Source organism: Thermoactinomyces vulgaris (assembly GCF_005886755.1).
Classification (GTDB): domain Bacteria; phylum Bacillota; class Bacilli; order Thermoactinomycetales; family Thermoactinomycetaceae; genus Thermoactinomyces; species Thermoactinomyces vulgaris.
The window spans coordinates 978,606-1,003,809 of sequence record NZ_CP039710.1 but is presented as its reverse complement, the minus strand read 5'-3'; the positions used below and the strand labels follow the sequence as shown (position 1 = coordinate 1,003,809).

Annotated in this window: 26 protein-coding genes and 1 other annotated feature; of the genes, 5 read left to right on the top strand and 21 right to left on the bottom strand. The window is 48.9% G+C overall.

The genetic code is table 11. The annotated features are described in order from the left end of the window. Positions 1–12: 12 nt before the first annotated feature. From FA954_RS05195 to FA954_RS05180, 4 genes are all read right to left on the bottom strand, one after another. Positions 13–672 (bottom strand): NfeD family protein, encoded by a 660-nt coding sequence (locus FA954_RS05195; protein WP_049720350.1) that lies wholly within the window; start codon positions 670–672, stop codon positions 13–15. Positions 673–734: 62 nt separating this feature from the next. Further along, the gene (locus FA954_RS05190) at positions 735–1,148 is read right to left on the bottom strand and encodes a GatB/YqeY domain-containing protein (RefSeq protein WP_425329140.1); all 414 of its coding nucleotides are present in this window, start codon (positions 1,146–1,148) and stop codon (positions 735–737) included. Between the two features lie 44 nt (positions 1,149–1,192). After that, on the bottom strand, positions 1,193–1,366 hold the full coding sequence (rpsU, locus tag FA954_RS05185; protein ID WP_037994530.1) for a 30S ribosomal protein S21: 174 nt from the start codon (positions 1,364–1,366) through the stop codon (positions 1,193–1,195). A 254-nt stretch (positions 1,367–1,620) separates the two neighbouring features. Beyond that, positions 1,621–1,965 (bottom strand): histidine triad nucleotide-binding protein, encoded by a 345-nt coding sequence (locus tag FA954_RS05180; protein ID WP_037994532.1) that lies wholly within the window; start codon positions 1,963–1,965, stop codon positions 1,621–1,623. A gap of 102 nt (positions 1,966–2,067) precedes the next feature. Between FA954_RS05180 and FA954_RS05175 the strand changes: the two genes are divergently transcribed. Together FA954_RS05175 and FA954_RS05170 are read left to right on the top strand one after the other, a co-directional pair. Further along, entirely contained in the window at positions 2,068–2,451 is a 384-nt protein-coding gene (locus tag FA954_RS05175; protein ID WP_037994535.1) for a hypothetical protein, read from the top strand. A 93-nt stretch (positions 2,452–2,544) separates the two neighbouring features. Next, positions 2,545–3,483 carry a Na/Pi cotransporter family protein gene (locus FA954_RS05170; protein WP_037994536.1) on the top strand — a complete coding sequence of 313 codons (939 nt, stop codon included), beginning with the start codon at positions 2,545–2,547 and terminating at the stop codon, positions 3,481–3,483. Here the strand turns inward: FA954_RS05170 and FA954_RS05165 are convergent. The 14 genes from FA954_RS05165 to gpr all read right to left on the bottom strand — a co-directional run bounded on the left by FA954_RS05165 (position 3,480) and on the right by gpr (position 19,630). Next, a complete protein-coding gene (locus FA954_RS05165) occupies positions 3,480–3,908 on the bottom strand; it encodes an NUDIX hydrolase (protein ID WP_037994539.1) in 429 nt (142 codons plus the stop codon). The two genes, FA954_RS05170 and FA954_RS05165, sit on opposite strands and share 4 nt — an antisense overlap. Positions 3,909–3,986: 78 nt before the next feature. After that, entirely contained in the window at positions 3,987–5,333 is a 1,347-nt protein-coding gene (gene mtaB, locus FA954_RS05160) for a tRNA (N(6)-L-threonylcarbamoyladenosine(37)-C(2))-methylthiotransferase MtaB (RefSeq protein ID WP_037994545.1), read from the bottom strand. Continuing rightward, positions 5,330–6,076, bottom strand: a complete 747-nt coding sequence (locus FA954_RS05155; RefSeq protein WP_037994549.1) for a 16S rRNA (uracil(1498)-N(3))-methyltransferase — start codon at positions 6,074–6,076, stop codon at positions 5,330–5,332. Before FA954_RS05155 ends, mtaB begins: the two co-directional genes overlap by 4 nt. A gap of 17 nt (positions 6,077–6,093) precedes the next feature. Continuing rightward, positions 6,094–7,038, bottom strand: coding sequence for a 50S ribosomal protein L11 methyltransferase (gene prmA / locus FA954_RS05150; protein ID WP_138614912.1), 945 nt, complete (start codon positions 7,036–7,038; stop codon positions 6,094–6,096). 58 nt (positions 7,039–7,096) lie between these two features. After that, a complete protein-coding gene (dnaJ, locus tag FA954_RS05145) occupies positions 7,097–8,218 on the bottom strand; it encodes a molecular chaperone DnaJ (RefSeq protein WP_049720353.1) in 1,122 nt (373 codons plus the stop codon). Positions 8,219–8,343: 125 nt separating this feature from the next. Further along, positions 8,344–10,194, bottom strand: coding sequence for a molecular chaperone DnaK (dnaK, locus tag FA954_RS05140; RefSeq protein WP_138614911.1), 1,851 nt, complete (start codon positions 10,192–10,194; stop codon positions 8,344–8,346). A gap of 47 nt (positions 10,195–10,241) precedes the next feature. Next, complete coding sequence (gene grpE, locus FA954_RS05135; protein WP_062843144.1) at positions 10,242–10,874, bottom strand: nucleotide exchange factor GrpE; 633 nt, start codon at positions 10,872–10,874, stop codon at positions 10,242–10,244. 13 nt (positions 10,875–10,887) lie between these two features. After that, complete coding sequence (locus FA954_RS05130) at positions 10,888–12,432, bottom strand: TCP-1/cpn60 chaperonin family protein (protein ID WP_236533723.1); 1,545 nt, start codon at positions 12,430–12,432, stop codon at positions 10,888–10,890. Between the two features lie 87 nt (positions 12,433–12,519). Beyond that, positions 12,520–13,542 (bottom strand): heat-inducible transcriptional repressor HrcA, encoded by a 1,023-nt coding sequence (hrcA, locus tag FA954_RS05125; RefSeq protein ID WP_037994556.1) that lies wholly within the window; start codon positions 13,540–13,542, stop codon positions 12,520–12,522. Between the two features lie 94 nt (positions 13,543–13,636). Then, on the bottom strand, positions 13,637–14,788 hold the full coding sequence (hemW, locus tag FA954_RS05120; protein ID WP_082240633.1) for a radical SAM family heme chaperone HemW: 1,152 nt from the start codon (positions 14,786–14,788) through the stop codon (positions 13,637–13,639). Between the two features lie 58 nt (positions 14,789–14,846). Further along, positions 14,847–16,664 carry a translation elongation factor 4 gene (gene lepA / locus FA954_RS05115; RefSeq protein WP_062843142.1) on the bottom strand — a complete coding sequence of 606 codons (1,818 nt, stop codon included), beginning with the start codon at positions 16,662–16,664 and terminating at the stop codon, positions 14,847–14,849. A gap of 135 nt (positions 16,665–16,799) precedes the next feature. Continuing rightward, a complete protein-coding gene (locus FA954_RS05110; protein ID WP_037994558.1) occupies positions 16,800–17,153 on the bottom strand; it encodes a DUF3679 domain-containing protein in 354 nt (117 codons plus the stop codon). A 22-nt stretch (positions 17,154–17,175) separates the two neighbouring features. Next, complete coding sequence (gene spoIIP / locus FA954_RS05105) at positions 17,176–18,315, bottom strand: stage II sporulation protein P (protein WP_082813523.1); 1,140 nt, start codon at positions 18,313–18,315, stop codon at positions 17,176–17,178. 202 nt (positions 18,316–18,517) lie between these two features. Next, complete coding sequence (gene gpr, locus FA954_RS05100) at positions 18,518–19,630, bottom strand: GPR endopeptidase (RefSeq protein WP_037994560.1); 1,113 nt, start codon at positions 19,628–19,630, stop codon at positions 18,518–18,520. 157 nt (positions 19,631–19,787) lie between these two features. On the opposite strand from gpr, the gene rpsT reads away from it, so the two are divergent. Further along, complete coding sequence (gene rpsT, locus FA954_RS05095) at positions 19,788–20,051, top strand: 30S ribosomal protein S20 (RefSeq protein ID WP_037994564.1); 264 nt, start codon at positions 19,788–19,790, stop codon at positions 20,049–20,051. A gap of 90 nt (positions 20,052–20,141) precedes the next feature. Here rpsT and trpS read toward each other — a convergent pair whose 3' ends face one another. Further along, positions 20,142–21,119 (bottom strand): tryptophan--tRNA ligase, encoded by a 978-nt coding sequence (trpS, locus tag FA954_RS05090; protein WP_049720357.1) that lies wholly within the window; start codon positions 21,117–21,119, stop codon positions 20,142–20,144. A 54-nt stretch (positions 21,120–21,173) separates the two neighbouring features. After that, positions 21,174–21,394: a binding site (T-box leader), on the bottom strand. A gap of 126 nt (positions 21,395–21,520) precedes the next feature. Between trpS and FA954_RS05085 the strand changes: the two genes are divergently transcribed. Together FA954_RS05085 and FA954_RS05080 are read left to right on the top strand one after the other, a co-directional pair. Beyond that, complete coding sequence (locus FA954_RS05085; protein WP_049720358.1) at positions 21,521–22,042, top strand: CcdC family protein; 522 nt, start codon at positions 21,521–21,523, stop codon at positions 22,040–22,042. A gap of 145 nt (positions 22,043–22,187) precedes the next feature. Next, on the top strand, positions 22,188–23,477 hold the full coding sequence (locus FA954_RS05080) for a phytoene desaturase family protein (RefSeq protein WP_082240625.1): 1,290 nt from the start codon (positions 22,188–22,190) through the stop codon (positions 23,475–23,477). 43 nt (positions 23,478–23,520) lie between these two features. Here the strand turns inward: FA954_RS05080 and FA954_RS05075 are convergent, their stop codons facing one another. Together FA954_RS05075 and holA are read right to left on the bottom strand one after the other, a co-directional pair. After that, on the bottom strand, positions 23,521–24,090 hold the full coding sequence (locus tag FA954_RS05075; RefSeq protein WP_037994572.1) for a hypothetical protein: 570 nt from the start codon (positions 24,088–24,090) through the stop codon (positions 23,521–23,523). Positions 24,091–24,177: 87 nt separating this feature from the next. Continuing rightward, positions 24,178–25,203 (bottom strand): DNA polymerase III subunit delta, encoded by a 1,026-nt coding sequence (gene holA, locus FA954_RS05070; protein ID WP_037994574.1) that lies wholly within the window; start codon positions 25,201–25,203, stop codon positions 24,178–24,180. Position 25,204: the final 1 nt, after the last annotated feature.

Sequence of the window (25,204 nt, the reverse complement as noted above, 5' to 3'; positions counted from 1 at the left end):
TCCTTTTTGTTGTTAATGGTCAGAATCCAAATCCTTCACACGCTTCACAACCACACGCATTCCTTCAACATGAATAACCTTTACCTCTTCTCCTCTTGATATAATTTCTCCTTCACTGACAACATCTTCCTTCCGATCGCCAAACTTGGCAAAACCGGACGGGCGCAACGGAGTCAAAGTGATTCCGACTTGCCCGAGCAATTCGTTCCGGTCTTTTGAAGACGTATACCCTTCCTCATTGGATTGAGACGATCGGAGCACCACTCGGTTCCATTTCACTTCCCATCCCAAAAAACGGATCAAGATCCACACGATCACCGCCGTGAGCAGGACCGCTCCGGCCACGATCCAAATGGCCTCGCTCAATATGGGAACGGCATTGAAAATGGAAACCGCCACCAAAATCAAACCAATTGTTCCAACAATCCCCAGTGTCGGCAAAAAAATTTCCAACAAGATCAGAATGATTCCGGCGATAAAAAGCAACGGTTCGGTTGCACCGGCCGTTCCGGCATGAATATAAGTCCCGAAAAAAACGGCAAAACTGGCCAAACCGATGAACGCTCCAAGCCCGACTCCCGGGGAAAACAACTCCACCAGCAAACCCACGAGCCCGATGGTAAGGATAACCATCATCACCGCGGGATTCATCAAAAATTCCGATAGTTCCATCCCGGTTCGCCCTCCCCTCCCGGTACAAAAAACAGCGTGTTTGGATAAACACGCTGCAATCATTACTGAAGTGCTTCTTGAACCATTCGATTGACCAATCTTCCCTCTGCCCGTCCCTTCACTTTGGGCATGATCGCACTCATCACTTTGCCCATGTCCGCTTTGGAACCGGCCCCCACTTCATCAATGACTTGTTGCACAAGGGCTTTCAATTCCTCTTCGGACATTTGTTCCGGCAAATAAGCAGAGAGGATGTCAATTTCAGCTTGCTCTTTCTCTGCCAAATCATCGCGTCCGGCAGCTTTGTATTCAGCCAATGAATCTTTGCGTTGTTTTACTTCACGCATGATGACACTGATGATTTCATCGTCGTTTAACGGACGCTTTTTATCGATTTCTTCTTTTTTTATCGCTGATTTCAACATGCGAATGGTGGATAATTTTTGTTTATCCTTATTTTTCAGTGCCATTTTCATCTCTTGATCCAACTGATTCGTCAAACTCAAAAAATGCCACCTCACTAACGGCGCTTTCTACGTGCCGCTTCCGACTTCTTTTTGCGTTTTACACTCGGCTTTTCATAGCGCTCGCGTCTTCTGTATTCGGCCAAAATCCCGTCTTTGGCGCAAGAACGCTTGAAACGACGCAAAGCGGCATCGAGTGATTCGTTTTTGCGAACGCGAGTTTCAACCATGCTATTCCCTCCCTCCACGGGTCAGCTAGACCGCTTTGGGCCGGCAGCCTAACAAAGGAAAAAGACCCACACATTTCAAGCAAAAAAACAAGAGAGCGGCCTTCCCCCAGAGGAGGGTCAGCACAACAACACCTGCTCAAAAAATCAGCCAACGATGCCCAAAATAAGGTTCCAAGACAGTCGTCTGAGAACCACCGTTGGAGACACAAATAATCATTTTATATTATATCTTATAAGAATGGTTCCTGTCAAAATCAACCCGGAGGCCAGGTCAGGGTCCGTCCACCCAACAAATGGAAATGAATGTGATAGACGGTTTGTCCGCCTTCTTTTCCGACATTGTTTACAATCCGAAATCCTCTTTCATCCAAATGATACTCTTTTGCAATTTTTTGAATTGCCGCCATCACTTTCCCTGCCAGCATCTGGTCTTCTTCCTTCAAGTCCATGATCGTCGGAATATGTTTTTTCGGAATGACCAAAATGTGCGTCGGAGCAGCCGGGGAAATGTCATGAAAAGCGTAAACATATTCATCTTCGTACACTTTTTTGGAAGGCATTTTCCCTTCCACGATTTGGCAAAAAATGCAATCCGCCATACAAGTTCCCTCCCTACTTTTTCAGGGCAATCTATGTATTCACCCATTTTTCCCGTTTGACATACACTATATCAGCCTGAAAGGAAAAAAGGGGTGAAAACCATGACACAACGCAATCATCCATCGGCATCGCAACTGCGGAAACTGATCCGGAAAATCGTCCGGGAAGAACTGAGCCAATTCTTTGCGGAGTCAAAAAAGGAAAACAATTCCGCTTCGCTGCCGGAACAAATGGAAGACGGGCCGTCCATCAAACCGCCGCGCATGGCGGAAGATCCCCATACGGGCACTTGGGCCATTTTCGGGACACCGGAACTGGCACCGGTCCAAACCCGCTCAGAACATGCACGTGCTTTGCCCGGCTTTCCGGAATTGTACCGCCCAGACTTCACCGGGTTTGACGCTCCCCCGTTCATCCCGAAACATCCCCGGGAAAAGCCGGGCGACCTGTCCGTTGAAACAGCACCGGAAGAAAGAAAAGCATAATGCGCCAGCCCTGTTGCAGGGCTTTTATTTATTTTATCGGTCATTCCCTCCGCATGTCCACATATAAATCAAATCAAGGAGGGAAACAAGCCGATGCCGATTCAATTGTTGGTTCCGTTCGGGTTTGGTCTTTTTATTTTTTTATGGGGACTTTCCAAGATGCGGACAGGCTTGGAAAACCTGGCCCGTGACCGCTTGCAGTCCGTGTTGCTGCGATTCACGAAAACACCGGTGCGCAGTTTTTGGACCGGAACGGTCACCACCGCTTTTTTGCAGTCCAGCAGTGCCGTGACGGTGTTGACCATCGGTTTCGTCAATGCCGGTATGCTCACTTTTTCCCAATCGTTGGGAATCATCCTGGGAAGCAATGTGGGAACCACCATCACCACCCAAATCCTGGCCTTGAAAATCGAAGATTTTGCCATTCCGCTGTTGGTCATCGGCGGCGGCCTCACTTTGCTTTCCAATCCGTTCCTCAAAAACACCGGCTCGGTCTGTCTCGGATTTGGAGCCATCTTTTGGGGAATCGAATGGATGCAAAGCATCACGGAATCCCTGAAGGAACAAGGATGGGTTTCCTGGCTCATCCATCACGGCGGAAACCCCATTGTTTCGGGTCTTGCCGCAGGCATCCTGGTTACGGCGCTGATTCACAGCAGCAGCGCCTGCATCGCCATGGCCATGGGATTTTATGCCGCCCAGGTGATTCCGCTTCCTTTTGCTATTGCCGTTGTGTTCGGAAGCAACATCGGCACCTGCGTCACAGCACTCATGGCGTCCATCCGCACCATCCCTGCCGCCAAACAAGTCGCCCTTTCCCATCTGATCTTAAATGTGGCAGGCGCCATCTTGTTCACCCCGTTCATACCGGTCATCGCCCGGCTGGCTCCGTATTTGTCCGGAGATCCGGCAACGCAAATCGCCCACATTCAGACCTTGTTCAATCTCATTTGTTCCATCGCGGTGCTTCCGTTTTGCGACCAATTCGCCCGCTTTATCACCCGTCTGGTTCCCGAAAAAGCAAGCTTTTAACCGCACTCATTGGTCAGGAAATCAACTGCCTGATCCATGACCTCCTGATTATTCGAATAGCCGTGAAGCGCTTGTCTTGACAACGCTTCTTTCACCGTGAGCCATGTGACATCATCTATCTCTTCCAACTGAGGGGATTCTGTTCCGTCCATCGCTTTCACCAAAAAATAGTGCACAACCTTGTCCGTTTCCCCGTGCTGCAGATGTTCATATGTATACTGCACGGTCACCAGGGGACGCAGAATTTCCCCTTTGATCCCCGTTTCCTCTTCGATTTCCCTCAAGGCTGTTTCCTCAACGGTTTCGCCCGGCTCTTGTTTTCCTTTCGGCAACGTCCAATGTTCAAAACGGTCTTTAATCATCAAAATCTCGTATCTTCCGTGCTTTTCCCGAAACACAACACCGCCTGCAGAAATCTCTTTCAACTTCCTTCCTCCTTTAAAAAAAGGTAAGAAAAAAGGTTGTCAACCCCGACCGGTTAACAACCTTTTTCCATCCCGACCTCAACCAACCCTGGCCGGACGGGGCACTTCATCCACCACACGCACGAAAGTGCCGTAACAATACTCCGGATCAACACGATCAATTTTCACCCGGCAAACTTTTCCAACCCATTCGGGATCAGCCGGGAAAACCACTTGCAGGTAGTTATCCGAATAACCCATATAAAGCCCGCTGTCCGGGTCCTCTTTAAACGGTTGTTCCGGAATCACTTCCACCACTTCGCCCACAAAACGCCGGGCATACTCCACCGTCAACCGTTTGGACAGTTCAATAAGCTTGCGGACCCGTTCGTGTTTCACTTCTTCCGGCACTTGGTCCGGCATGCGGGCGGCGGGGGTTCCGGTTCTTTTGGAGTATGGGAAGACATGCAGCTGATACATTTTCAAGTCTTCAATAAAACGGTATCCGCGCTCAAATTGTTCTTCCGTTTCTCCCGGGAAGCCGACAATCACGTCGGTGGTGATCGCCACATCCGGCATGGCTTCATGCAACTTCATGATTTTTTCCCTGTATTCTTCTGTCGTATATTTGCGGCGCATCCGTTTTAACACGGCGTCATCTCCCGCCTGCAACGGAATATGCAGGTGGCGGCACATTTTTTCGGATGCGTTCAACACCTCGATCACCCGGTCATCGATCTGGCTGGCTTCAATGGAACTGATCCGGATTCTTTTCAACCCTTCAATTTTATCCAAATCCCACAACAAGTCAGCCAGCTTGTAATCTTCAAAGTCATCCCCGTAACCACCTGTGTGAATACCGGTCAGGACAATCTCTTTATAACCGGCATCCACCAACTGGCGCGCTTGTTTCAGGACATTTTCAGGCTGACGGCTGCGGGACAACCCTTTCGCCCAGGGAATAATGCAGAACGTGCAAAAGTTGTTGCATCCTTCCTGGATTTTGAGATATGCCCGGGTTTGGTCCGAAAACGTGGGCACATCCAATTCTTCAAACTTGCGTTGCTTCATGATGTTCCCCACAGCGTTGATCGGTTCACGTTCCCGCATGTATTGTTCCACATAATCGATCAGCTTTTCGCGCCCTTGTGTCCCGACCACGACATCCACCCCGGGAATCGCAGCCACTTCGGCAGGGGAGGTTTGGGCATAGCAACCGGTCACCGCGATGACCGCGTCAGGATTGCGCCGGATCGCCCGGCGGATCATTTGCCGGCTTTTCCGGTCTCCCGTATTGGTGACCGTACAAGTGTTGATCACATAAACATCGGCTTCCTCTTCAAATTCCACCCGTTTGTAATCCGCTTTTTTAAACATTTGCCAGATGGCTTCGGTTTCATAGGCATTCACTTTACAACCCAACGTATGAAAAGCCACCGTTTTCACTGTGTTTCACCTCCCAATTCATGTCTTGCAAACAATATGCAAGAAAGAGCAACCAGCGGTGCTGTCTCGGCTCTGAGAATCCGGTTTCCCAATGTGACCGGCACGGCTCCCCTTGCTTTGGCCTCATCGATTTCGGCTTCAGTAAACCCGCCTTCCGGTCCGGTCACAAGCATGATTTCATCCGCTTGCGAGCCGGCCATCGCTTGACGGATGGGGACTCCCCCTTTTTCATACGCGATGAGAACAAGCGGAAACCTTTCCATCTCAGCGAGAAATTCTTTCCATGACAAAGCAGGCAAGACAGCCGGCACTTTGCCGCGATGCGACTGTTCGGCCGCTTCCTTTGCAATCCGTTGCCAACGCTCCCGCTTCTTTCTTTCCTTTTTATCATCTATATGGATCAATGAACGTTCAGAACAAAAGGGCTGAAAGGAAACAGCACCGATTTCGGTCCCCTTTTGTATGATCCATTCGAGTTTATTGCTTCTCACCAAAGAAGGGGCAACAGTAATCCTAGTTTTCGGCTCTCCTTTCGAAGGCCGTTTTTCCACCACTTCGCAAAGGATTTCGTTGCGGTTGATTTCCGAAATGGAGCACAGATAATCCATTCCATCTTCTTTACAGACAATGATTTGATCATTGGGCTGAAACCGCATCACGTTGCGAATGTGGTGCACTTCTTCCCCTGTTAACCAAACGAATTCACCTTGAAATGCGTCTTCGGATACAAAATATCTTTGCATTTGACACTCCTGCCATTTTACCATTTTTTTGCCACAATGGCTACCCAGCCATCCATATGAATCTTTTCCAGCACTTGAAGCCCGCACGAAACCAGAGACTGTTCCACTGCATCGGCTTTTTCTTCAATAATCCCCGAGCCGATAAAAATGCCGCCGGGCACCAAGACACGCGGCAAATCCGGAACCATCGGCAGAATCAATTCGGCCAACAGATTGCCGACGACAACATCCGCCGTTTGGGACACCCCTTTTAACAAATCGCCTTTTTCCACCCGGATCCCGCTTTCGATTGGATTGAGACCAATGTTTTCTTTTGCCTTTTCCACGGCCAGGGGATCATAATCCAACGCCAAAACGTTTTTCGCACCGAGCATGGCGGATACAATGCTTAAAATGCCGCTTCCGCATCCCACATCTATCACCTTGGCATCGCGCGGCAAATATTTTTCCAAACACTGGATACACAGTTTGGTTGTCGGATGCGTCCCGGTTCCAAAGGCCATTCCGGGATCCAGCCGGACGATTTTTTCATCCGGGCTTTCCGGCTGATAATCCTCCCACACCGGCTTGATGGTGATCGTATCCGTCACCCGGACCGGCTTGTAGTATGTTTTCCATTCATTTTCCCAAGACTGTTCACTCATGCTTCGGATCCCCACCAACCCTTGCCCGGGGGACAATCCGTATTGCTTCAGCGATTCCAATTTCTCCTTGATTCTTTTTTTCAGGATTTCCGGATCGACCGATTGCAAATCAGACAAATAAGCTTTGATGACCACGCCCTCTTCCGGATAATCCTCCGGGGTCAATTCGATGATTTCCCCATAACGCTTTTCAAAATCCTGATGCAAGACGTTCGAATCTTCTATGGCAACCCCGTCGGCCCCCATCTCCTGTAAGAATTCACTGATGGCTTCTGCCGACTCGTGGCTTGTACGGACACTCACTTCCAGCCAATCCATCCGCTCATTGCTCCCTTCACCTCAAAGAAAAAACGGGCGAAATTGCCCGTTTCCCTCTTTACTCGCCTCGAAATGCCTGTTTCATCTTATCGAAAAAGTTCGTGCTTTGTTCTTGTTTGATATATTCGCCGCATAAATGGCTGAAATGGCGCAAGGCTTCTTTTTGTTCCTCCGTCAATTTGGTTGGTGTGACCACACGGACTTTCACGCGCAAATCCCCTTCCCCGTATCCGCGTAAACGGGGAACACCTTTTCCGCGAAGGCGAAACTCGGTTCCGGTCTGTGTGCCGGCAGGAACTTTCAGTTTGGCACGGCCGTTTAAGGTGGGGACGATCACTTCATCTCCCAATGCAGCCTGTCCAAAGGTGATCGGCAGTTCACAGACCAAATCGTCACCTTCTCTTTTGAAGAATTCATGCGGTTTGATATAAACGGTAATGTATAAGTCCCCTGCCGGTCCGCCGTTTTGGCCGGGTTCTCCCTCCCCGCTCACGCGCAGTTGGGCACCTTCATGAATCCCGGCAGGAATTTTGACGTTGATTTTCTTTTTCCGTTTCACTTGGCCGGTTCCGGAACATCCGCTGCATTTTTCACGGATGATTTTACCCGATCCGTTACATACCTGACAAATCCGCCGGTTCACAATGCGGCCGAAAGGCGTATTTTGCACCACTTCGGATTGACCGGTTCCTTGACAGGTGGAACAGGTTTCCGGTTGGGTTCCGGGTTTGGCCCCGGAACCATGACATTTTTCACACGTTTCGGTTCGCGGAATCGCCACTTCCACATTTTTCCCAAAAACCGCATCTTTAAACTCCACTGTCAAACGGTATTCCAAATCAGCCCCTTTGCGGGGAGCATGCGGATTGGTGCTGCGGCGGCCGCCGCCGAAAAACATGTCAAAAATGTCTCCAAAACCAAAATCGGCTTCAAAACCGCCAGCCCCCCCGAACCCCTGGTTGGGATCGGCATGTCCAAAGCGGTCATATTGTGCCTTTTTCTGCGGATCGCTCAAGACTTCATAAGCTTCTTTAATCTCTTTAAATTTCTGTTCCGCATCTTTTTCTTTGTTTACATCCGGGTGGTATTTACGCGCCAATTTCCGATAGGCTTTCCGTATCTCGCTTTCCGAGGCATCACGACTCACGCCAAGCACCTCATAATAATCGCGCTTGCTCACCGGGTCACCTCCCCTTCATTGATGAAACGATTTGGTTTTGACCTTTCACAAAAAAAGGGAAAGTCAACTCAAGGCAGAGCCCCGACGCTGACTTTCCAGTCGAGGAGAACTCTTCCTGCTCCTCCTTACTTCTCATCCTCTTTCACTTCTTCGTATTCGGCTTCCACGACATTGTCATCTTTCTTCTGACCGGAGTTGTCACTGCCCCCTTGGCTTTGTTGGGCACTTTGTTGTTGCATTCGTTCGTACAGTTTGATGGAAAGTTGTTGTACGGCTTGTTCCAGTTCTTCAATGCCTTTTTTGATGGCTTCGTCGTCATCTTTTTCCAAGGCTTTTTTCAACTCATCTTTGGCTTTTTCCGCCTTGTCTTTATCTCCGGCGTCCACTTTGTCGCCAAGATCTTTCAAGGTTTTGTCCGTGGTGAAAATCAGCTGGTCGGCTTTGTTACGAAGCTCCACTTTTTCTTTTCGTTTTTTATCCTCTTCCGCATGCAATTCGGCATCTTTCACCATCCGTTCAATCTCTTCGTCGGACAAACCGCTGGAAGATTGAATGGTGATGGCTTGACTTTTTCCGGTTGCTTTATCTTTCGCCGATACATTGACAATCCCGTTTGCATCAATTTTGAAGGTGACTTCGATTTGCGGGATGCCGCGAGGTGCCGGCGGAATGTCGGTCAATTGGAAACGTCCCAATGTTTTGTTGTCCGCTGCCATTTCCCGTTCCCCTTGCAGAACGTGAATATCCACCGTGGTTTGGTTGTCGGCGGCAGTGGAGAAGATTTGAGATTTCTCCGTCGGGATGGTCGTATTCCGTTCAATCAATTTGGTGAAGACGCCACCGAGGGTTTCGATTCCAAGGGAAAGCGGGGTGACATCCAGAAGAACAACGTCTTTCACATCGCCGGACAAGACACCGCCTTGAATGGCCGCACCCATGGCCACCACTTCATCCGGATTGACCCCTTTGCTGGGTTCTTTTCCGATCAATTTTTTAATGGCTTCCTGAACGGCCGGAATCCGTGTCGATCCCCCTACCAGGAGAACCCGGTCAATGTCTTCCGGTTTCAATCCGGCATCATTCAAAGCTTGGCGAGTCGGAACCATCGTTCTTTCAATCAAATCCGCGCTCAGCTCTTCAAATTTCGCTCTGGTCAAGGTGACTTCCAAGTGTTTCGGTCCGGTTTCATCAGCGGTCAAAAACGGCAGGGAAATCGTCGTGGTCAACACACCGGACAAGTCTTTTTTCGCTTTTTCCGCTTCATTTTTCAGACGTTGCATCACTTGGGTGTGATTGGGATCTTTCCGCAAATCAATTCCGTTTTCTTTTTGGAACTCTTCGATCAGATAATCCATGATCACTTGGTCGAAGTCGTCCCCACCCAATTGGTTGTCTCCGCTGGTGGCCAAAACTTCAAAAACCCCATCGCCTAACTCCAAGATGGAAACGTCAAAGGTTCCTCCACCGAGGTCAAACACCAAAACTTTTTGATCATCGGTGTTGTCCAAACCATAAGCAAGCGCGGCGGCCGTCGGCTCGTTAATGATCCGAAGCACTTCAAGCCCGGCAATTTTTCCCGCATCTTTGGTGGCTTGACGTTGACTGTCATTAAAATAAGCCGGCACGGTAATGACCGCTTGCGTGACTTCTTCCCCCAGGTAGCTTTCAGCGTCTTGTTTCAGCTTTTGCAGGATCATCGCCGAGATTTCTTGCGGAGTATATTTTTTTCCGTCAATGTCCACTTTATAGTCCGTTCCCATGTGACGTTTGATCGAAACAATGGTTTTGTCCGGGTTGGTGATTGCTTGCCGTTTTGCAGCTTCCCCGATCAAACGTTCCCCGGTTTTCGAAAAGCCGACAACCGAAGGAGTGGTGCGCCCTCCCTCCGCATTGGCAATGACCACCGCTTCTTTACCATCCATAAACGCGACACATGAGTTGGTTGTACCCAAATCAATTCCAATCACTTTACCCATAAACTGCTACCTCCCACTTCAGTGACAAATATGAAGATAGATGTTATCTATTTACTGACTTTCACGATTGAAGGACGAATGACGCGATCCAAATACCGGTACCCCGGTTGCAATTCCTCAACCACCATTCCGGATTCCACATCATCCGCTTCAACCTGCATCACCGCATTGTGTTCATGAGGATTGAATGGTTTCCCTTCAGTTTCAATCAAAGTGAGTCCCGCTTGGGACAACACATTTAAAAATTGCCGGTACACCATTTCTATGCCTTCTTGAAGCGCCTGGACATCCTGATTGGCGTCAGCGGCATCAAGCGCCCTCTCGAAATTGTCAAGGACCGGCAACAGATTTTCCAAAAAAGGAACCACACTGTATTTCAACGCTTCCTCTTTTTCCTTGCGGGCACGCCGGCGGTAGTTCTCGTAATCGGCCAACGCCCGCAAATACAATTCTTTGTTTTCTTCTGCTTGTTTTTTCCAATGATCTGCAGATTGTCTCGCTTCTTCCAACTCTGCCTCCAACTTTTCAAGCACTTTCCCGCCGTCTTTTTCTTCTTCGGAAACTGCCTCTTCCTTCGGTGGTTCCTTTTGGATATGTAATTCTTTTTCTTCCCGATTTTGCTCCTGCTCTAAACGGGCTTCTTCCGGTTGATGCTGGAGCTCATCTTTTTCTTGATTCATCTTAAAAATCCTCCTAAGTTTTTGAAACGGGGTTTTCCTTCATTTTCACAATGGCATGAATTCGCAAGATGGCGATCGCAACCTCACCGGCTGTTTTCAGTGCATGTGCTTTCACCAACAACGGATCGACCACACCCATTTCAATCATATCGACAATTGTGCCACGATCGCAATCCACCCCCAAGGAGTCGGATTGACGTTTGGCTTGAAAAACCTTGACGGACTCGATCTTTTCCAACGGATTAAAGCCTGCATTGGCCACAACTTGTTTCATCGGCTTTTGGAGAGCTTCCGCCACGGCAGACACGCCAAACCGTTCCGTTCCCTGGATGGTTTCCCGGTAATGTTCCACATGGCGGGCAATAAACAACTCAACGGCGCCTCCTCCCGGCACAAAACCGCCCCGGATGGCAGCCTGCACCGCCGATGCCGCATCTTTGGCAATGCGTTCCTGCTCTTTAATCACATCTTCCGTGGTCGCTCCGACAACAATGGTGGCATACGGCTTTCCTTGACCGCCGGTCACGCTCACACATTGAAGCTCGTTGTCGCCGGCAACCTCTTTGCACACACCCAAAAACGGCTTCATGCCGTCCGGCAAGCTGCGGCGCAAAGCACTCCGCTTCACAATCCTCGCGCGGGTGTGTTCCGCGACTTTTCTCAGATCATCCTCTGCCACGTTTTCCACCACGACAATCCCTGCATCCGCAAAAACACTCTCTGCATACGGATCAACAGAACCTCCTGCCACAATCAGCCCCACATTTAAATGGATGATGTGTTCCAACATCACATAAAACTCTTCTTTTAATCTTTCTTGTTTGTTGTTCTCATCATCCGACGCGAAATCTTTCGGATCTTGATCCGGCTCCAGAGAATCCGCCAAAACGAGCACAAGCGTCTCTCCTTTTTTCCGCTGCACCTCACTGTCCATATGAGGCTGCTTGAGAAGGACCCCCGGAACCACCCGTGTCTCGCTACGGGGATGGGCCATTACACAGGATGAAAACTTAAATCCTTTATCCAACAACTTTTCCCGTCCCAATATATACGCGGCTTCCGTCACCGCCATTGTGATGTCTTCATCCTCGCGGCAGGCGGTGAAGGCAATCCGCTGCAGCCATTCATCATCTAATTCGTAAATGGGACGTGCTTTTTCCTGCATTTTGTGCAATGCAAACCGGATTCCCTTTTGTATCCCGTCAATGACTTTGGTTACAGGAACCCCGTGCGCCACTTGTTTAACCCCTTCATCCACCAGCGCGGAGGCCAGCAACGTGGCGGTGGTCGTTCCATCCCCCATTTCCTCCTGCTGTGCTTTGGCAACGTTGACAATCATTTTCGCAGCCGGATGCTCCGTCTTCATCAATTCGAGGATGGTAACGCCGTCATTGGTGACCACCACTTCGTTTTTGGAGTTGACCAGCATCGTATCCAGCCCCTTGGGCCCCAGGGTGGAAGATACGGCTGAAGCCACCTCTTTTACGGCTTTGGCATTACTCTCCAACGCCGAAATCCGCGCATCCGGATTACGGACAAAAGACTCGTTTTCGGGCAACGGGTATTCCCCCCTTTCTATACACAGGGACGGGGGATTCAGATCCCCCTCCCTCTCAAAACCATGATAATCCATTAATCTCCATTTTCAAAAAAACGAATCCAAACGCCTTGAGAAATCTTTTGCCAACAACTGAATGATTCCGATCACCCGCCCGTAATCCATCCGGGTCGGGCCCAACACGCCGATTGTGCCAACAGGTTCCCCATTAATCATATACGATGCGGAAATGATACTACAATCCCTCACTGCTTCCAAATGGTTTTCATACCCAATGCGGACCTGCACCCCTTCGGAAGAAGTTTGGAGAAGGGATATGATCTCATCGTCATTTTCAAGGAAGTCGAGCAGGGATTTCATTTTATCCACATCGCGGAATTCAGGTTGTTCCAAAATCTTCGTCGTCCCGCTGGTATACAAGCGTTCGTCCGGCCGGGCCAGCAGAATTTGGTCCAGCAAGTCTGTCAGTTTTTCAAAATGGTCCACATGTCTCTGCAATTCGTCAGCCAGCTCTTTGACGACAATCCGCTTTAATTTGGAAATGGGAGAACCGGTCAAACGGAAACGGAGGAAATTCGTCAACCGCTCAATCTCCGACAATGATACCCCTTCAGGAACGGTGATGTGCTGTTGATAGACATGGCCCGTATCCGTAACCAATATGGAAACTGCGGTCCGGTCATTCAGCGGAACGATTTGCAGGTGTTTCAATCTGCTTTCCGAAATTTTCGGCCCCAAGATAAAGGTCATATAATTGGTCAGTTGTGACAAAATCGAGTTGGTATGTTTGATTGCTTGCTCGACATGATCCATCCGTGTGACGTAATAATCATGCAAAGCCATTAAATCCTTCTTTGACCACATATACGGCTTCAACAAATGATCGACATAAAAACGATACCCTTTTTGTGAAGGTACTCTTCCGGCAGATGTGTGCGGTTGTTCCAAAAATCCCATCTCTTCCAGATCAGCCATGACGTTGCGAACCGTTGCGGCACTAAAATGAATTCCTTCCTTTTTGGAAACCGTGCGTGAACCAACCGGTTCAGCCGATAAGATGTAATCATCAATGACTGCCCAAAGGATCATCTTCTGCCGCTCGCTTAACATCTGCCTTCCCTCCTTGTTAGCACTCCTGAAGGACGAGTGCTAAAAATACTATTTTTAAATTACCAAACGGCTGAAATGATGTCAACGGATGCCTCTATAATTCCACGCCGTTGAGAAATGAGGCGAACACCTCATTTCCAAACAAAAGCCCTTTTTCCGTCAAGGAGATCCAGTCTCCCTCCATTTTGATGAATTTTTGACTTTGCAAATTCCTCAAAACCGTATCAAACACTTCTTCCGGCCGGCAACCGTACCGGCGGTCAAAACGGGATCGTTTCACCCCTTTTAACAGGCGAAGCCCCAGGATCATGAAGTTTTCCATATCTTCTTCCGGACTGACCTGATACGATTCTTTCACCGGCAAATGCCCCTGCCGGATTTGATCGATATAGGCCCGAACCCCCGTCACGTTCGCGTAGCGGGTGGAACCGACATAGCCGTGCGCCCCGGTTCCCAAACCATAGTATTCCTCATTCAGCCAATACGTGGTATTGTGCCTGCTCTCCCTTCCGGGTTTGGCAAAATTGCTCACTTCATATTGGATATACCCCTTTTCCCGCATAAACGAACGGATGCATTGGTACATCTCAAACTCTTCGTCCTCCGTCGGAAGCGGCAATTCCTTCCGTTGGTGCAAGTGATAAAACACCGTACCCTCTTCAATTTTCAGACTGTAACAGGAAAAATGACCCGGATCGAGTGACATGGCTTCATTTAATGTATGTTTCAGATCGTCGACGGTTTGCGTCGGGAGGCCGAACATCAGATCCAGTGAGATGTTGTCAAAACCGGCCATGCGGGCGGCGTCGACACTTTCCCGGATTTCCCCGGCGCTGTGAATGCGCCCGATTCGCTTTAACAGATCCGGCCGGAAGGTTTGCGCCCCAAAACTGATCCGGTTCACGCCGCCTTCGCGCATGACGGAAAGCAGTTCGGGACTGGTGGTGCCGGGATTGGCTTCAACGGTGAATTCAAGCTGGTCGGACCAATCCGGAAAATGAAGACGCAAATCCCGAAGGAGTTTTTCCATTTGCTTTGGAGTCAACACGGTCGGGGTGCCGCCTCCGATAAAAATGGTTTCAATTTCTTGCGGCTTGGCTGCTTCCGTCACCATCTCCATTTCCCGCTTCAGCGCATCCAAATAATCATCCACCGGCTGTCCGCCCACGACATAAGCCGTAAAGTCACAGTAATAACATTTATTTGTACAAAAAGGAATATGAACATAAACCGATTTGGGCGGCAAAACCCCCACCTCCTTGATAAAAGCCGCAAGCGTTGCACCCGCCTGCGGCTTTTCCTCTTTATTTCTGTTCGTCAATCTTCAGCACGGCCATGAATGCTTCCTGGGGAACGTCCACGCTTCCCACAGACTTCATTCTTTTCTTTCCTTCTTTTTGCTTTTCAAGCAGCTTTCTTTTGCGGCTGACGTCGCCGCCGTAGCATTTGGCCAAAACATTTTTCCGTACGGCACGGATGGTTTCCCTTGCGATCACCTTGTTGCCGATGGCCGCCTGTACGGGCACTTCAAACATTTGCCGCGGAATCAGGCTTTTCAGCTTTTCCACCAACGCCCGGCCGCGCTGATAGGCACGATCCCGGTGGACGATAAACGACAAGGCATCCACAATCTCTCCATTGAGGAGAATGTCCAGTTTCACCAGATTCGCTTCCTTGTAACCGATCAATTCATAATCAAAGGAGGCATACCCTTTGGTGTTGGATTTCAATTGGTCGAAAAAGTCGTATACAATCTCGGCCAAAGGCAACTCATAAACCAGGTTGACCCGGTTTTGATCCAGGTAATCCATATTGACGTATTGTCCTCTTTTATTTTGACATATTTCCATCACCGCACCGACATAGTCATTGGGAACCATGATGCTGGCTTTCACATACGGCTCTTCCACCCGGTCAATCTCCTGCACCGGCGGCATCAAGGTCGGATTTTCGATTTCCAACATCGTGCCATCGGTTTTGTGAATCCGGTATACCACACTGGGAGCGGTGGTGATCAATTCAATTCCAAATTCCCGTTCAATCCGTTCCTGGACAATTTCCATGTGCAAAAGCCCCAGAAAACCGCAACGGAAACCGAATCCGAGCGCTTGTGAGGTCTCAGGCTCAAAAGACAAGGAAGCATCATTCAATTCCAGCTTTTCAAGGGCTTCCCGCAAATTGTCGTAGTCGGACGAATCCACCGGATACAACCCGCAAAAGACCATCGGATTGATGCGCCGGTAACCGGCCAACGGCTCTGCAGCCGGACGGTCCCGGTCGGTGATCGTGTCCCCCACCCGGGTGTCGCGCACGTTTTTGATGTTGGCACAGACAAATCCCACTTCACCGGCCTTCAACTCATTGGTGATCACGGGGCGCGGTGTGAAAACGCCGACTTCGGTCACTTCAAAGGTTTTTCCCGATGCCATCATCCGGATGCCCATGCCCTTTTTGATCGTCCCCTCAAAAACACGGGTATAAATAATGACGCCTTTATAGGAATCATAAACCGAATCAAAAATGAGCGCCCTAAGCGGACTGGATTCATCCGCTTCCGGCGGGGGAACCTTTTCCACAATCTGCTCCAGAATCTCTTCAATCCCGATGCCGGCTTTCGCCGATGCCAAGACTGCATCACTGGCATCCAAACCAATCACGTCTTCAATTTCCTGCTTCACGCGCTCCGGGTCCGCGCTGGGTAGATCGATTTTATTGATAACGGGAATGATTTCAAGATCGTTTTCCAAAGCCAAATAAACGTTGGCCAGCGTCTGCGCTTCCACCCCCTGGGAAGCATCCACCACCAACAACGCTCCTTCACATGCTTGCAAAGAACGGGAAACTTCATAGGAAAAGTCAACATGTCCCGGCGTATCAATCAGGTTTAACACATACTCTTTCCCATCCTTGGCTTTGTAGGGGATACGCACGGTCTGCAACTTGATGGTAATTCCCCGTTCTCTTTCCAAATCCATCTGATCCAGGAATTGATCTTGCATTTCCCTTTCGGACAAAGCACCCGTTTTCTCCAAAATCCGATCTGCCAACGTCGATTTTCCATGGTCAATATGGGCGATGATAGAAAAATTACGTATTTGTTTCTGATGATTCTTGTTTTCCATTCCCGTTCTTTTCCCTCCTGCAAAATGCAAGACTGCATTCCTAAATTATATCAGCAGACACAGGAGGTTTCAACGACATAAAAAAAGCATGGGACCGCGACCCCCATGCATCCGCCGGATTTGAGATGGAAAAAACTATGATCTTGTCCAGGCAAACAACCGGTCGGCCAACTCGCGCAACAGTTCACGGATCATCGTGCCGACCTGATTTCCGGTTTCAGCCAGATAATTGGTTCCTTCCCTCATTTCCTGACCAGCGCTTTTTTCCGGATTCTTTAAACCGGCTTTCGCCGACGCTTCTTCGGATCCGATGGTTTGTCCGAAGACGGAGATTTCGATTTTCCCTTCCTGTGGAGTAATTTGAATGGCCCGTGGCGCCCCTTCGATCCCTTGCATTTTTTGCATATTCCGTTCCGCAACATCCATCCCGATAAAAATACCGAAAACCAACATGGCCAAAAGCCCGATTATCTGCACCCAAACCCGCATGTTTCTCCACCTCAAAACTGTTTTAAGATCCTTCTTGCCGCATCACCGGCGTGGCATCATGAATCCGTTGCGCCAGCACTTCCGCCAACACTTCGACCGACCGGTATGCTTCTTCGAAGGTGTTATCCACCCCTCCCACTTCCACAAGCATGCTATTGGGGGATAAAGACTGGTTATATTCACCGTTGTTCCCATTTGTCCGTTCTTTAATAATCACCGCCCGTGACAATCCGGGATATTGTTTGTTGATTTCTTTGTGCAACTCACGGGCCAGCTTCAGATTTTGCTCAAAATGCTTGCTCGATTTTCCCACGACAAAAGCTAACCGGGCATAGCTTTTCCCGTTGTAAGTTTTGGTGGTTTTGTCCCTTCGTTGCGCATCCCTGTGCAAATCGATCAGATAAGTGATCCCTTCATGCTGCCCCATCACGGATTGCACCATTTTCCTCGATTGCTTGTACGCTCCCGAATCCCAAGTGTATTTCCGTTCCGCCGTGACCGCCCCGATGCCCATCTTCTCGAGCACTTGGGCCAGATGTTGAGAAACGAGGGTGATGTTTTTTTCGATATGCGATGCTTTCTGCGGATTTTTTTCTCCCAACTCCGGAAGATAAGACTCCCAAAAATGCGTCGAGTAAATCAATACTTTTTTCTGTTTGATCCCGCTTTGGGTTGTGCTGGCGCGGTCCTGATCCGGCTTTTCCATCGCTTTGATGATCTCTTTTTCCAATTCGGGAGGAGGAGCCGATTCAATGGGAATCGATGTGTAATCGACATCGGCGCTCGCCACGTCAATTTCGCTGTCAAAAAGTGCGTACATCGGCAATTCCCGGCCCAGAAAGGTACGGGGATCTTGTAAATTCATGCTGGTTAAAAGTTCAAAAGTCATCCGGGACACAATCCCGTCCAATCCGGCCGAACCGATTTCTTCCTGAAAATACGGGATGTTCTCCCCCATCACCATGGCCAGGGTTTTGGCCGAAATGCGGGAAGTCACCCGGCTAAAATCCGAACCCTGCATGCTGTTTTCAGCCTGAACCATGACCCAGGCTCCCGCAAATGAAAACAACACCGCGATGGCCAAAAATAAAAAAACCAAGATTCTTCTGGTCCGCGGACGTGCCAAGTTTAACGTCATAAACCTTCGATACCGATGATTCATCCGGTTCACCCTTTGCCAGCTTGTCTCTCATCCCTAAGCTATGAAAAAACCGGCAAAAGTAGAACCTATGAGACTTAAAAAATACAGGAGAAGGGTTGATAGAAATCCGGAACAAAACCCCGCCCCTTCAACAAACAGGCGGACATAAAAACGGAAGCCTGTTCCGCTCACAAGCTTCCGTTTTTGATCCCGTACGCCGTCTTCAATTGACGTGCGAAGCCACATTATCCATCGTCACCGCATCATGCAAGGCACAATTGACACCGTTGGCGATCATTTTGGCCACATTGGCAATAAAGGAGTCCACTTCTTTTGGGGTCACGATCAGGTTCTGTCCCAGCGGGGAAAGAACTTCATGAATGAGCTGGCGTTTTTCCTGTTCATTCAGACGACCGAACATTCCCAACACTTCCCGCGCGGTGCCGGAAGGAAGCTGATAATTTTTCAAATCCTTCACTGTCGGGCGGTTGTAAGGATCCAGCGGGTTGTTTCTTTCGCCATGAATTTCTCTTCCCAGATGGGAGATGACAAAATCAATCGTGTCATAGGCAATGGTCACCGCATCCACCACGGTGGGAACACCGATGGCAATCACGGGAACCCCCAACGTTTCCCGGGTTAACGCTTTCCGGTTGTTTCCCACCCCGGATCCCGGATTGATGCCGGTATCCGCCACCTGAATGGTCGTATTCACACGGGTCAAAGCCCGGGAAGCCAACGAATCAAAAGCAATGACAAAATCCGGTTTGGCTTTGTCAACCACTCCCCGTACAATATCGCTCGTCTCCAGTCCGGTCAACCCCAACACGCCCGGGGACAACGCACTGACCGACCGGTATCCTTCCTCAACGGATTCCGGTTCCAGCTCAAACAAATGCCTAGTAATCATGGTGTGCTTCACCACCAGGGGCCCCAATGCATCGGCCGTGACATTCCAGTTACCCAACCCGACAATCAGGCAGGAATCATCTTTCCCAATTCCGGCTTCATCTAAAAACCGGGCAAACTGTTCTGCAAAATGGCCCGCCACTTTCTGGCTGAAGACGGAATCTCTCGATCTCAGTTCCGGAGCTTCAATGGTTAAATAAGTGCCTGGCACTTTTCCCATCTCTTCCGCGCCCCGGTCATTTTCAATCCAAATCCAGCTGGTTGTGATCCCGTCCTCCGTCTTTTCCTCGATCCGCACTCCCGGAATGGAACCGTTCCCGCTCCTGTTTCTTTTGGTTGCCAATTCATGCGATTCACGCGCCAAATCGGTCCGGATGTTATACCGGCTCAAATCAACCTGATGACCTTGCGATGGATCCTGATTCATGTTTCTTTTCTCCTTCCATTCACTTCCTCCTGTTTTTAGTTTGCTTGATGTCATTGGATTTATTCTTGGGGGATTGTTGCTTTTTGCCCCTTCCCATGCTAGAATATTGCATGTTGCATTTTAGGGATGCGGAATCCTTGTACGGGAGGTGAATTCATTGGCAAACATCAAATCGGCAATTAAACGTGCGAAAACCAACGAAGAGCGCCGCAAACGCAATGCTTCCCAAAAATCGGCAATGCGTACGGCTGTGAAAAAGTTTTTGACCGCTGTGGAAAATCAGGACAAAGAACAAGCACAAGTTCTTTTCGGTCAAGCAACCCGCAGCTTGGACAAAGCTGTAACCAAGGGTTTAATCCATAAAAACGCAGCTGCCCGCAAAAAATCCCGTCTTGCCAAAAAGTTGAACGCTTTGGCCTGATGCACGGTTCCATAAAACGACCCCTTTGACCGGGTCGCTTTTTTATACAAAAAAGATGCCGCCGGAGATTCCGGGGCATCTTTTTTTGCCTCACAAGATTCCCATCGCATCTTTCATTTTGCGCAGAGTGTCCTCGGCCACGAGCCGGGCTTTTTCTTTTCCTTCATCCAATACTTTGTCCACATAATCGGTATGCCGGATTTCCCGGTACCGCTCTTGGATTGGCGTGAGATGATCGACCGTCACCTCGACCAAATCCTTTTTAAATTTACCATAGCCCACCCCTTCGTATTGTTTCTCCAATTCCGGGATGGACTTTCCGGAGAGCAGGCTGTAAATCGACAGCAAATTGCTGATCCCCGGCTTGTTCTCCACGTCAAAACGGACTTGGTTGTCCGAATCGGTCACCGCGCGTTTCAATTTTTTCTCAATGGTTTTCGGATCATCCAACATCGCAATGTAATTCATTGCGCTTTCCGCACTTTTGCTCATTTTTTTCTTTGGTTGATCCAGCCCCATGATGCGGGCCCCCACTTTTCCGATCAGCGGTTCGGGAATGGTGAACACTTCCGCATAATCCCGGTTGAATCGTTGTGCCAAATCCCTGGTCAGTTCCAAATGCTGCTTTTGGTCTTCCCCGACCGGCACCTTGTCCGCCTGGTACAGCAGAATATCTGCCGCCATCAGCACCGGATACGTGTATAATCCGACCAGTGCCGATTCCGATCCTTTTCCTTTTTCTTTAAACTGAATCATCCGGTCCAATTCCCCGACACGGGCGACACATTGAAGCAGCCAGTTTGCTTCCGCATGGGCTTTCACCTGTGACTGGGCAAACAAGGTCACTTTTTCGGGATCCAGCCCGACCGCCAGATACAAAGCGGCGACATCTTTGGTTCTTTCCAAAACCTCCTTGGGATCTTTCGGAATGGTGAGCGCATGCAGATTCACAACGCAGAAGTAGCATTCCGCTTCATTTTGCAACTCGACAAACTGCCTGATGGCCCCGAGATAATTTCCCAAATGCAACATCCCCGTCGGTTGCACTCCGGACAATACTCGCGTCATCCAAAATCACTCCTTTGCCATGCAAAAAATATTCATATAAAAAACCCGCCCCCCAAAAGGGACGGGTTTTTGCCCGCGATACCACCCTCGTTCACCTGAGAAATCAAGGTGCACTCAACAGATAACGGTCTTCCCGTTTTTCCCTACTGAGGACTCATGCCCCGTTCGGAAAAAAAGCTCCAAAGTCCATTCACACAGGTCCCTGATTGGCTTGCACCACCCGCCAACTCTCTGAACAGTTCCCCTGTGCTACTCCTCTTTTTCAACACTTTCTGTCCTTATCCATTTGTACCTGACGATTGAAGAATATTTTCCTAGAACGATCCGGAAAAGTCAAGTATATATTATTTACAAGCTTCTTAAATTGTGCTAGTTTTTTTATCATACAAGGAGGGACGGGCATGATGCATTCTATCCCCGTGAATGTCAAAGTCATTGCACCCATTTTTGCCTTCATCATGGCACTGACCGTGATTTTCGTTCGAATCAAAGCGGCTGACAAACCGACCAACGCCAAAAAAATACTCATTCCACCGCTTGGAATGAGCACAGGTTTTTTAATGTTCCTGTACCCGCCTGTGCATATCCCTTGGTCTTGGGCCATCGCATCTTTCTTGGTCGGGGCTCTTTTTTTGTCCATTCCTTTGATTCAAACGTCCAAATATGAAATCATCGACGGACAAGTTTACCTGAAACGTTCCCGGGCGTTCATTTACATTCTGTTGATCTTGTTTGTCATCCGCATGTCACTGCACACATACATCGAACATTTCATCAGCTATTACCAAACGGCCAGTTTGTTTTTTATTCTGGCTTTCGGCATGCTGCTGCCCTGGCGGATCGCCATGTATATCCAATATAAAAAACTTTTGTCCACAGAAAAAGATGCGTCCCGAAAACCCATGCCCCAAAAATCTCCCTGATCGCGGGAGATTTTTTTGTTTCATTCGATTGAAATTTTCGAATATCTAAAAAAACTATCCTCTTGTGATTAAACTTGCTACAATATTACAAGTAGATCGATATTTCTTTATAAAAATTGCAAACGATCTCAAGGGAGTGTGTCTTGTGTCTAAAAAAGTGATTGTAGCGGGTGGAGGTTTGGCCGGTTTAAGCGCAGCAGCCCGACTCGCTTACAATGGATATGATGTGACTTTGCTGGAAAAAGCACCGAAACTGGGCGGACGCGCCATCACCATCCCTTTGAAGGGGTTTAACTTTAACTTTGGCGCCCATGCCATTTATGCCCGGGACAAATCCGTTTTGCGGCGTTATGAAAGCGAAATCGGATTGGAAGTGGACTGGAAAAATTTTTCCCCATCCAAAGCTTATTACGATCTGGGGTCTTATACAACCTTAATGCCTGCCACATTGGAAGGGCTTTACCGCACAAAAATTTTGGATTCCCAAAACAAATGGCGTTTCGCCTATGAAGTGTTCAAAACCATGGCTTCCATCGAAAAAGGGGAAGAAGGCATTCCCATCGGGCAATATTTGGAGAAAGAGCCCCCAAAAGTCAGGGATTTGCTGTTGACCATTGCATCATCCAACTTCTTTACCAATGAGCCTGAAAAAATTCCTTCCCCGCTGTTTTTCCAATATTACAAACGCTTATTCTCCACACAACGTGCCGTCAGTTACATCGGGGGAGGCTGGCAGGCGATTGTGGAATCCTTCTCCAAAATCATTGAAGATCACGGGGGAAAAATCATCACCAAAGAAAAAGTCAGCGGCATCGAACTGGACGGCAACCGAATTTCCAAAATCATCGGGAAAGAAACCACTTACACAGCCGATGAGTTCATTTTGTGCATTCCGCCGAAAGAGTTACACCAGCTTTTTGCCGACACCCCGTATGAATCGACATTCGAAATTTATCGCAACTACTCGCCCACCCAAGTGGTCGTCTATGATGTGGGATTGAAAGAACGGATCCCCAGCCCGTATACCTATGTATATCAAAAAGAAAAGAAAGTGTTTATCACAGACATTTCCTACTATGATACGACCTGCATCCCGGAAGGCGGTCAGTTGATGCAAGCCATCGCTTATCTCAATGATGAAGAAGCGGCTGCCAACAAGGCCAACGAGAAAGTGGCGGACATTGAATCCGTTTACGATAAACACTTCCCCGGCTGGCGGGATCAACTCGTCGCCAAACGAATTTCGAAAAAAGCGGTTGTTCAGGAAATTAAATGTATTCATGACCAAAAACTGCTGCCGGTGAAACTGTACAGTTTGGATAATGTGTATTTCGCCGGAGACTGGTGCCAGGGTGAAGGCCAACTCTCCGAACTTTCCTTCTCCTCGGCCTATGAAGTCACCAACCGGATCATGAATAAAACCACCGCATCATAAACAAAAAGGCCGGCGCCTTCATTGCCGGCCTTTTTCACCCGGTTCAAGAAATGAGCAGGATAAAAACGGATCCCAACAACGTCATGCCTAATACAACACAAGCAAAAATAACGGTAAACAAACTCCGCTCTGACGCATGTACACGGATTTGTTCCGCCGACAACCGGTCAAAGCGGCGGGCATGGGCAATCAAACTCAAATTCCCGATCAGAAACACTCCCACGATGAAAACCGCGATATACCAAACCGGGATCCCTTCCAAAAAGTACAAATCCTGGCGAAACCAAGCCTGCCCCAAGAAAAAGATCCCCAACACAACGGCCAAAATCACCGATGACAGATGATATTTCTTCCAAGTTTCACCCAGCTTTTCTTTCTCGTACCGGATCAATTCTTTCATCCCCGGAAAAAGCAGCAAGGTCGGGTGAAAGGTTTTCAGCCAAAAGCTGCTGAGTGCAACAAGAAAACACAAAATGCCCAAAAGCGTGTAGATCACAAGCGATGACAGTTGTGCCAGAGACAGCAAAGCAAGAATCCCCAGATAGACGAGAATGAGCACATTGGTATAAATCCGCTGCTTTTTACGCAGTTCATTCCGTTTTGCCGGATCCATTTTGATCAACTCCTTCCACAGCTTCCCTTCTCTTTAGTATCTTAGCATTGCTGTGTTGATGAAGGAAACAGGATCGGCACATCTTCTTCAAGCAAAGGAATGATGAATGGCGAACAGTAACCGTTCAACCGCCAGTTCCTTATCCGCTTTTCCGGATTTGATATCCTGGTCGGTGGCGATGGCGGAAATCAAAAATTGCCGCAGTTGGTCCTCTGTAAATTTGGCACCGTTTTTCAAGGCCAGTTTCACCGGATAAGGGTGGACTTTCAAGAAACCCGCCATCTCTTTTTCGGGCATCCCTTTCTTTGCCAGGGCTTTGACTTGCAACATCAACCGGATTTGCCGGATCATCAAGGCAAGAATCCGGATCGGCTCTTCTTTTTGAAACAACAAATCCTGCCAAACCATGAGCGCCTGATCAATTTTCCGCTCGGCCATCTTTTCCGTCAGTTTAAATATATTATGCTCCAGTGTCCGCGGGACAAGCTCTGACACCGTTTGCCGCGTCACCGTTCCTCCCCTTCCCGCGTAAGTGACCAGCTTCATACATTCTTGATTCAACAATTGCAAGTTCTCTCCGACCAAAAGAACCAACTCTTTCAATGCGGAAGGATCGATGGCAACTTGATGTGCTGCAAACCGCCCTTTTACCCAATCCGTCAATTCCTTCCCTTTCAGAGGGGGAAACGAAAGGGTAAAGGCTTTTTTCTGCAAGGCCTTTACCACTTTTTTTCGCTTGTCCAGTTGCTCGGAATAAACCGTCAGCACAAGAATGCTGGATGGAAGAGGATCTTCCAGGTACTTCAGCAAGGCATCCGCATCATGCTGAATCCCCGCAGCCTTTTTTTCGCTTGTGAGGAAATGGGCATGATGCCCGACAATAAACCGCCGGTCACCAAAAAAAGGGAGTGTTTCCGCCTCTTGGACCACCATTTGAACCGGCGTTTCCTCCAGATCAAAAGCGATCATGTTGCCAAACGGATCATCGGCAGGCATCCAATTGGTTTTCATCCACCGAACCGTTTCCTCGATCAAAAAAGACTCGGTTCCGTAAAGCAAATATACCGGATGCGGCCCTTTTCTTTTCAATTCTTCCAAACGGGAATGATCCACT

Bases quoted from the DNA above. Each gene is read 5' to 3' on its own strand.
- FA954_RS05175 (WP_037994535.1), top strand. From the start codon at position 2,068: ATGACACAACGCAATCATCCATCGGCATCGCAACTGCGGAAACTGATC.
- lepA (WP_062843142.1), bottom strand. From the start codon at position 16,664: ATGGAAAACAAGAATCATCAGAAACAAATACGTAATTTTTCTATCATC.
- FA954_RS05180 (WP_037994532.1), bottom strand. From the start codon at position 1,965: ATGGCGGATTGCATTTTTTGCCAAATCGTGGAAGGGAAAATGCCTTCC.
- gpr (WP_037994560.1), bottom strand. From the start codon at position 19,630: ATGAATCAGGATCCATCGCAAGGTCATCAGGTTGATTTGAGCCGGTAT.
- FA954_RS05190 (WP_425329140.1), bottom strand. From the start codon at position 1,148: ATGAAAATGGCACTGAAAAATAAGGATAAACAAAAATTATCCACCATT.
- hrcA (WP_037994556.1), bottom strand. From the start codon at position 13,542: ATGTTAAGCGAGCGGCAGAAGATGATCCTTTGGGCAGTCATTGATGAT.
- grpE (WP_062843144.1), bottom strand. From the start codon at position 10,874: ATGAATCAAGAAAAAGATGAGCTCCAGCATCAACCGGAAGAAGCCCGT.
- FA954_RS05195 (WP_049720350.1), bottom strand. From the start codon at position 672: ATGGAACTATCGGAATTTTTGATGAATCCCGCGGTGATGATGGTTATC.
- FA954_RS05085 (WP_049720358.1), top strand. From the start codon at position 21,521: ATGATGCATTCTATCCCCGTGAATGTCAAAGTCATTGCACCCATTTTT.
- spoIIP (WP_082813523.1), bottom strand. From the start codon at position 18,315: ATGAATCATCGGTATCGAAGGTTTATGACGTTAAACTTGGCACGTCCG.
- FA954_RS05110 (WP_037994558.1), bottom strand. From the start codon at position 17,153: ATGCGGGTTTGGGTGCAGATAATCGGGCTTTTGGCCATGTTGGTTTTC.
- FA954_RS05155 (WP_037994549.1), bottom strand. From the start codon at position 6,076: ATGCAAAGATATTTTGTATCCGAAGACGCATTTCAAGGTGAATTCGTT.
- FA954_RS05075 (WP_037994572.1), bottom strand. From the start codon at position 24,090: ATGGATCCGGCAAAACGGAATGAACTGCGTAAAAAGCAGCGGATTTAT.
- trpS (WP_049720357.1), bottom strand. From the start codon at position 21,119: ATGACGCGAGTATTGTCCGGAGTGCAACCGACGGGGATGTTGCATTTG.
- dnaK (WP_138614911.1), bottom strand. From the start codon at position 10,194: ATGGGTAAAGTGATTGGAATTGATTTGGGTACAACCAACTCATGTGTC.
- prmA (WP_138614912.1), bottom strand. From the start codon at position 7,038: ATGGATTGGCTGGAAGTGAGTGTCCGTACAAGCCACGAGTCGGCAGAA.
- rpsU (WP_037994530.1), bottom strand. From the start codon at position 1,366: ATGGTTGAAACTCGCGTTCGCAAAAACGAATCACTCGATGCCGCTTTG.
- FA954_RS05170 (WP_037994536.1), top strand. From the start codon at position 2,545: ATGCCGATTCAATTGTTGGTTCCGTTCGGGTTTGGTCTTTTTATTTTT.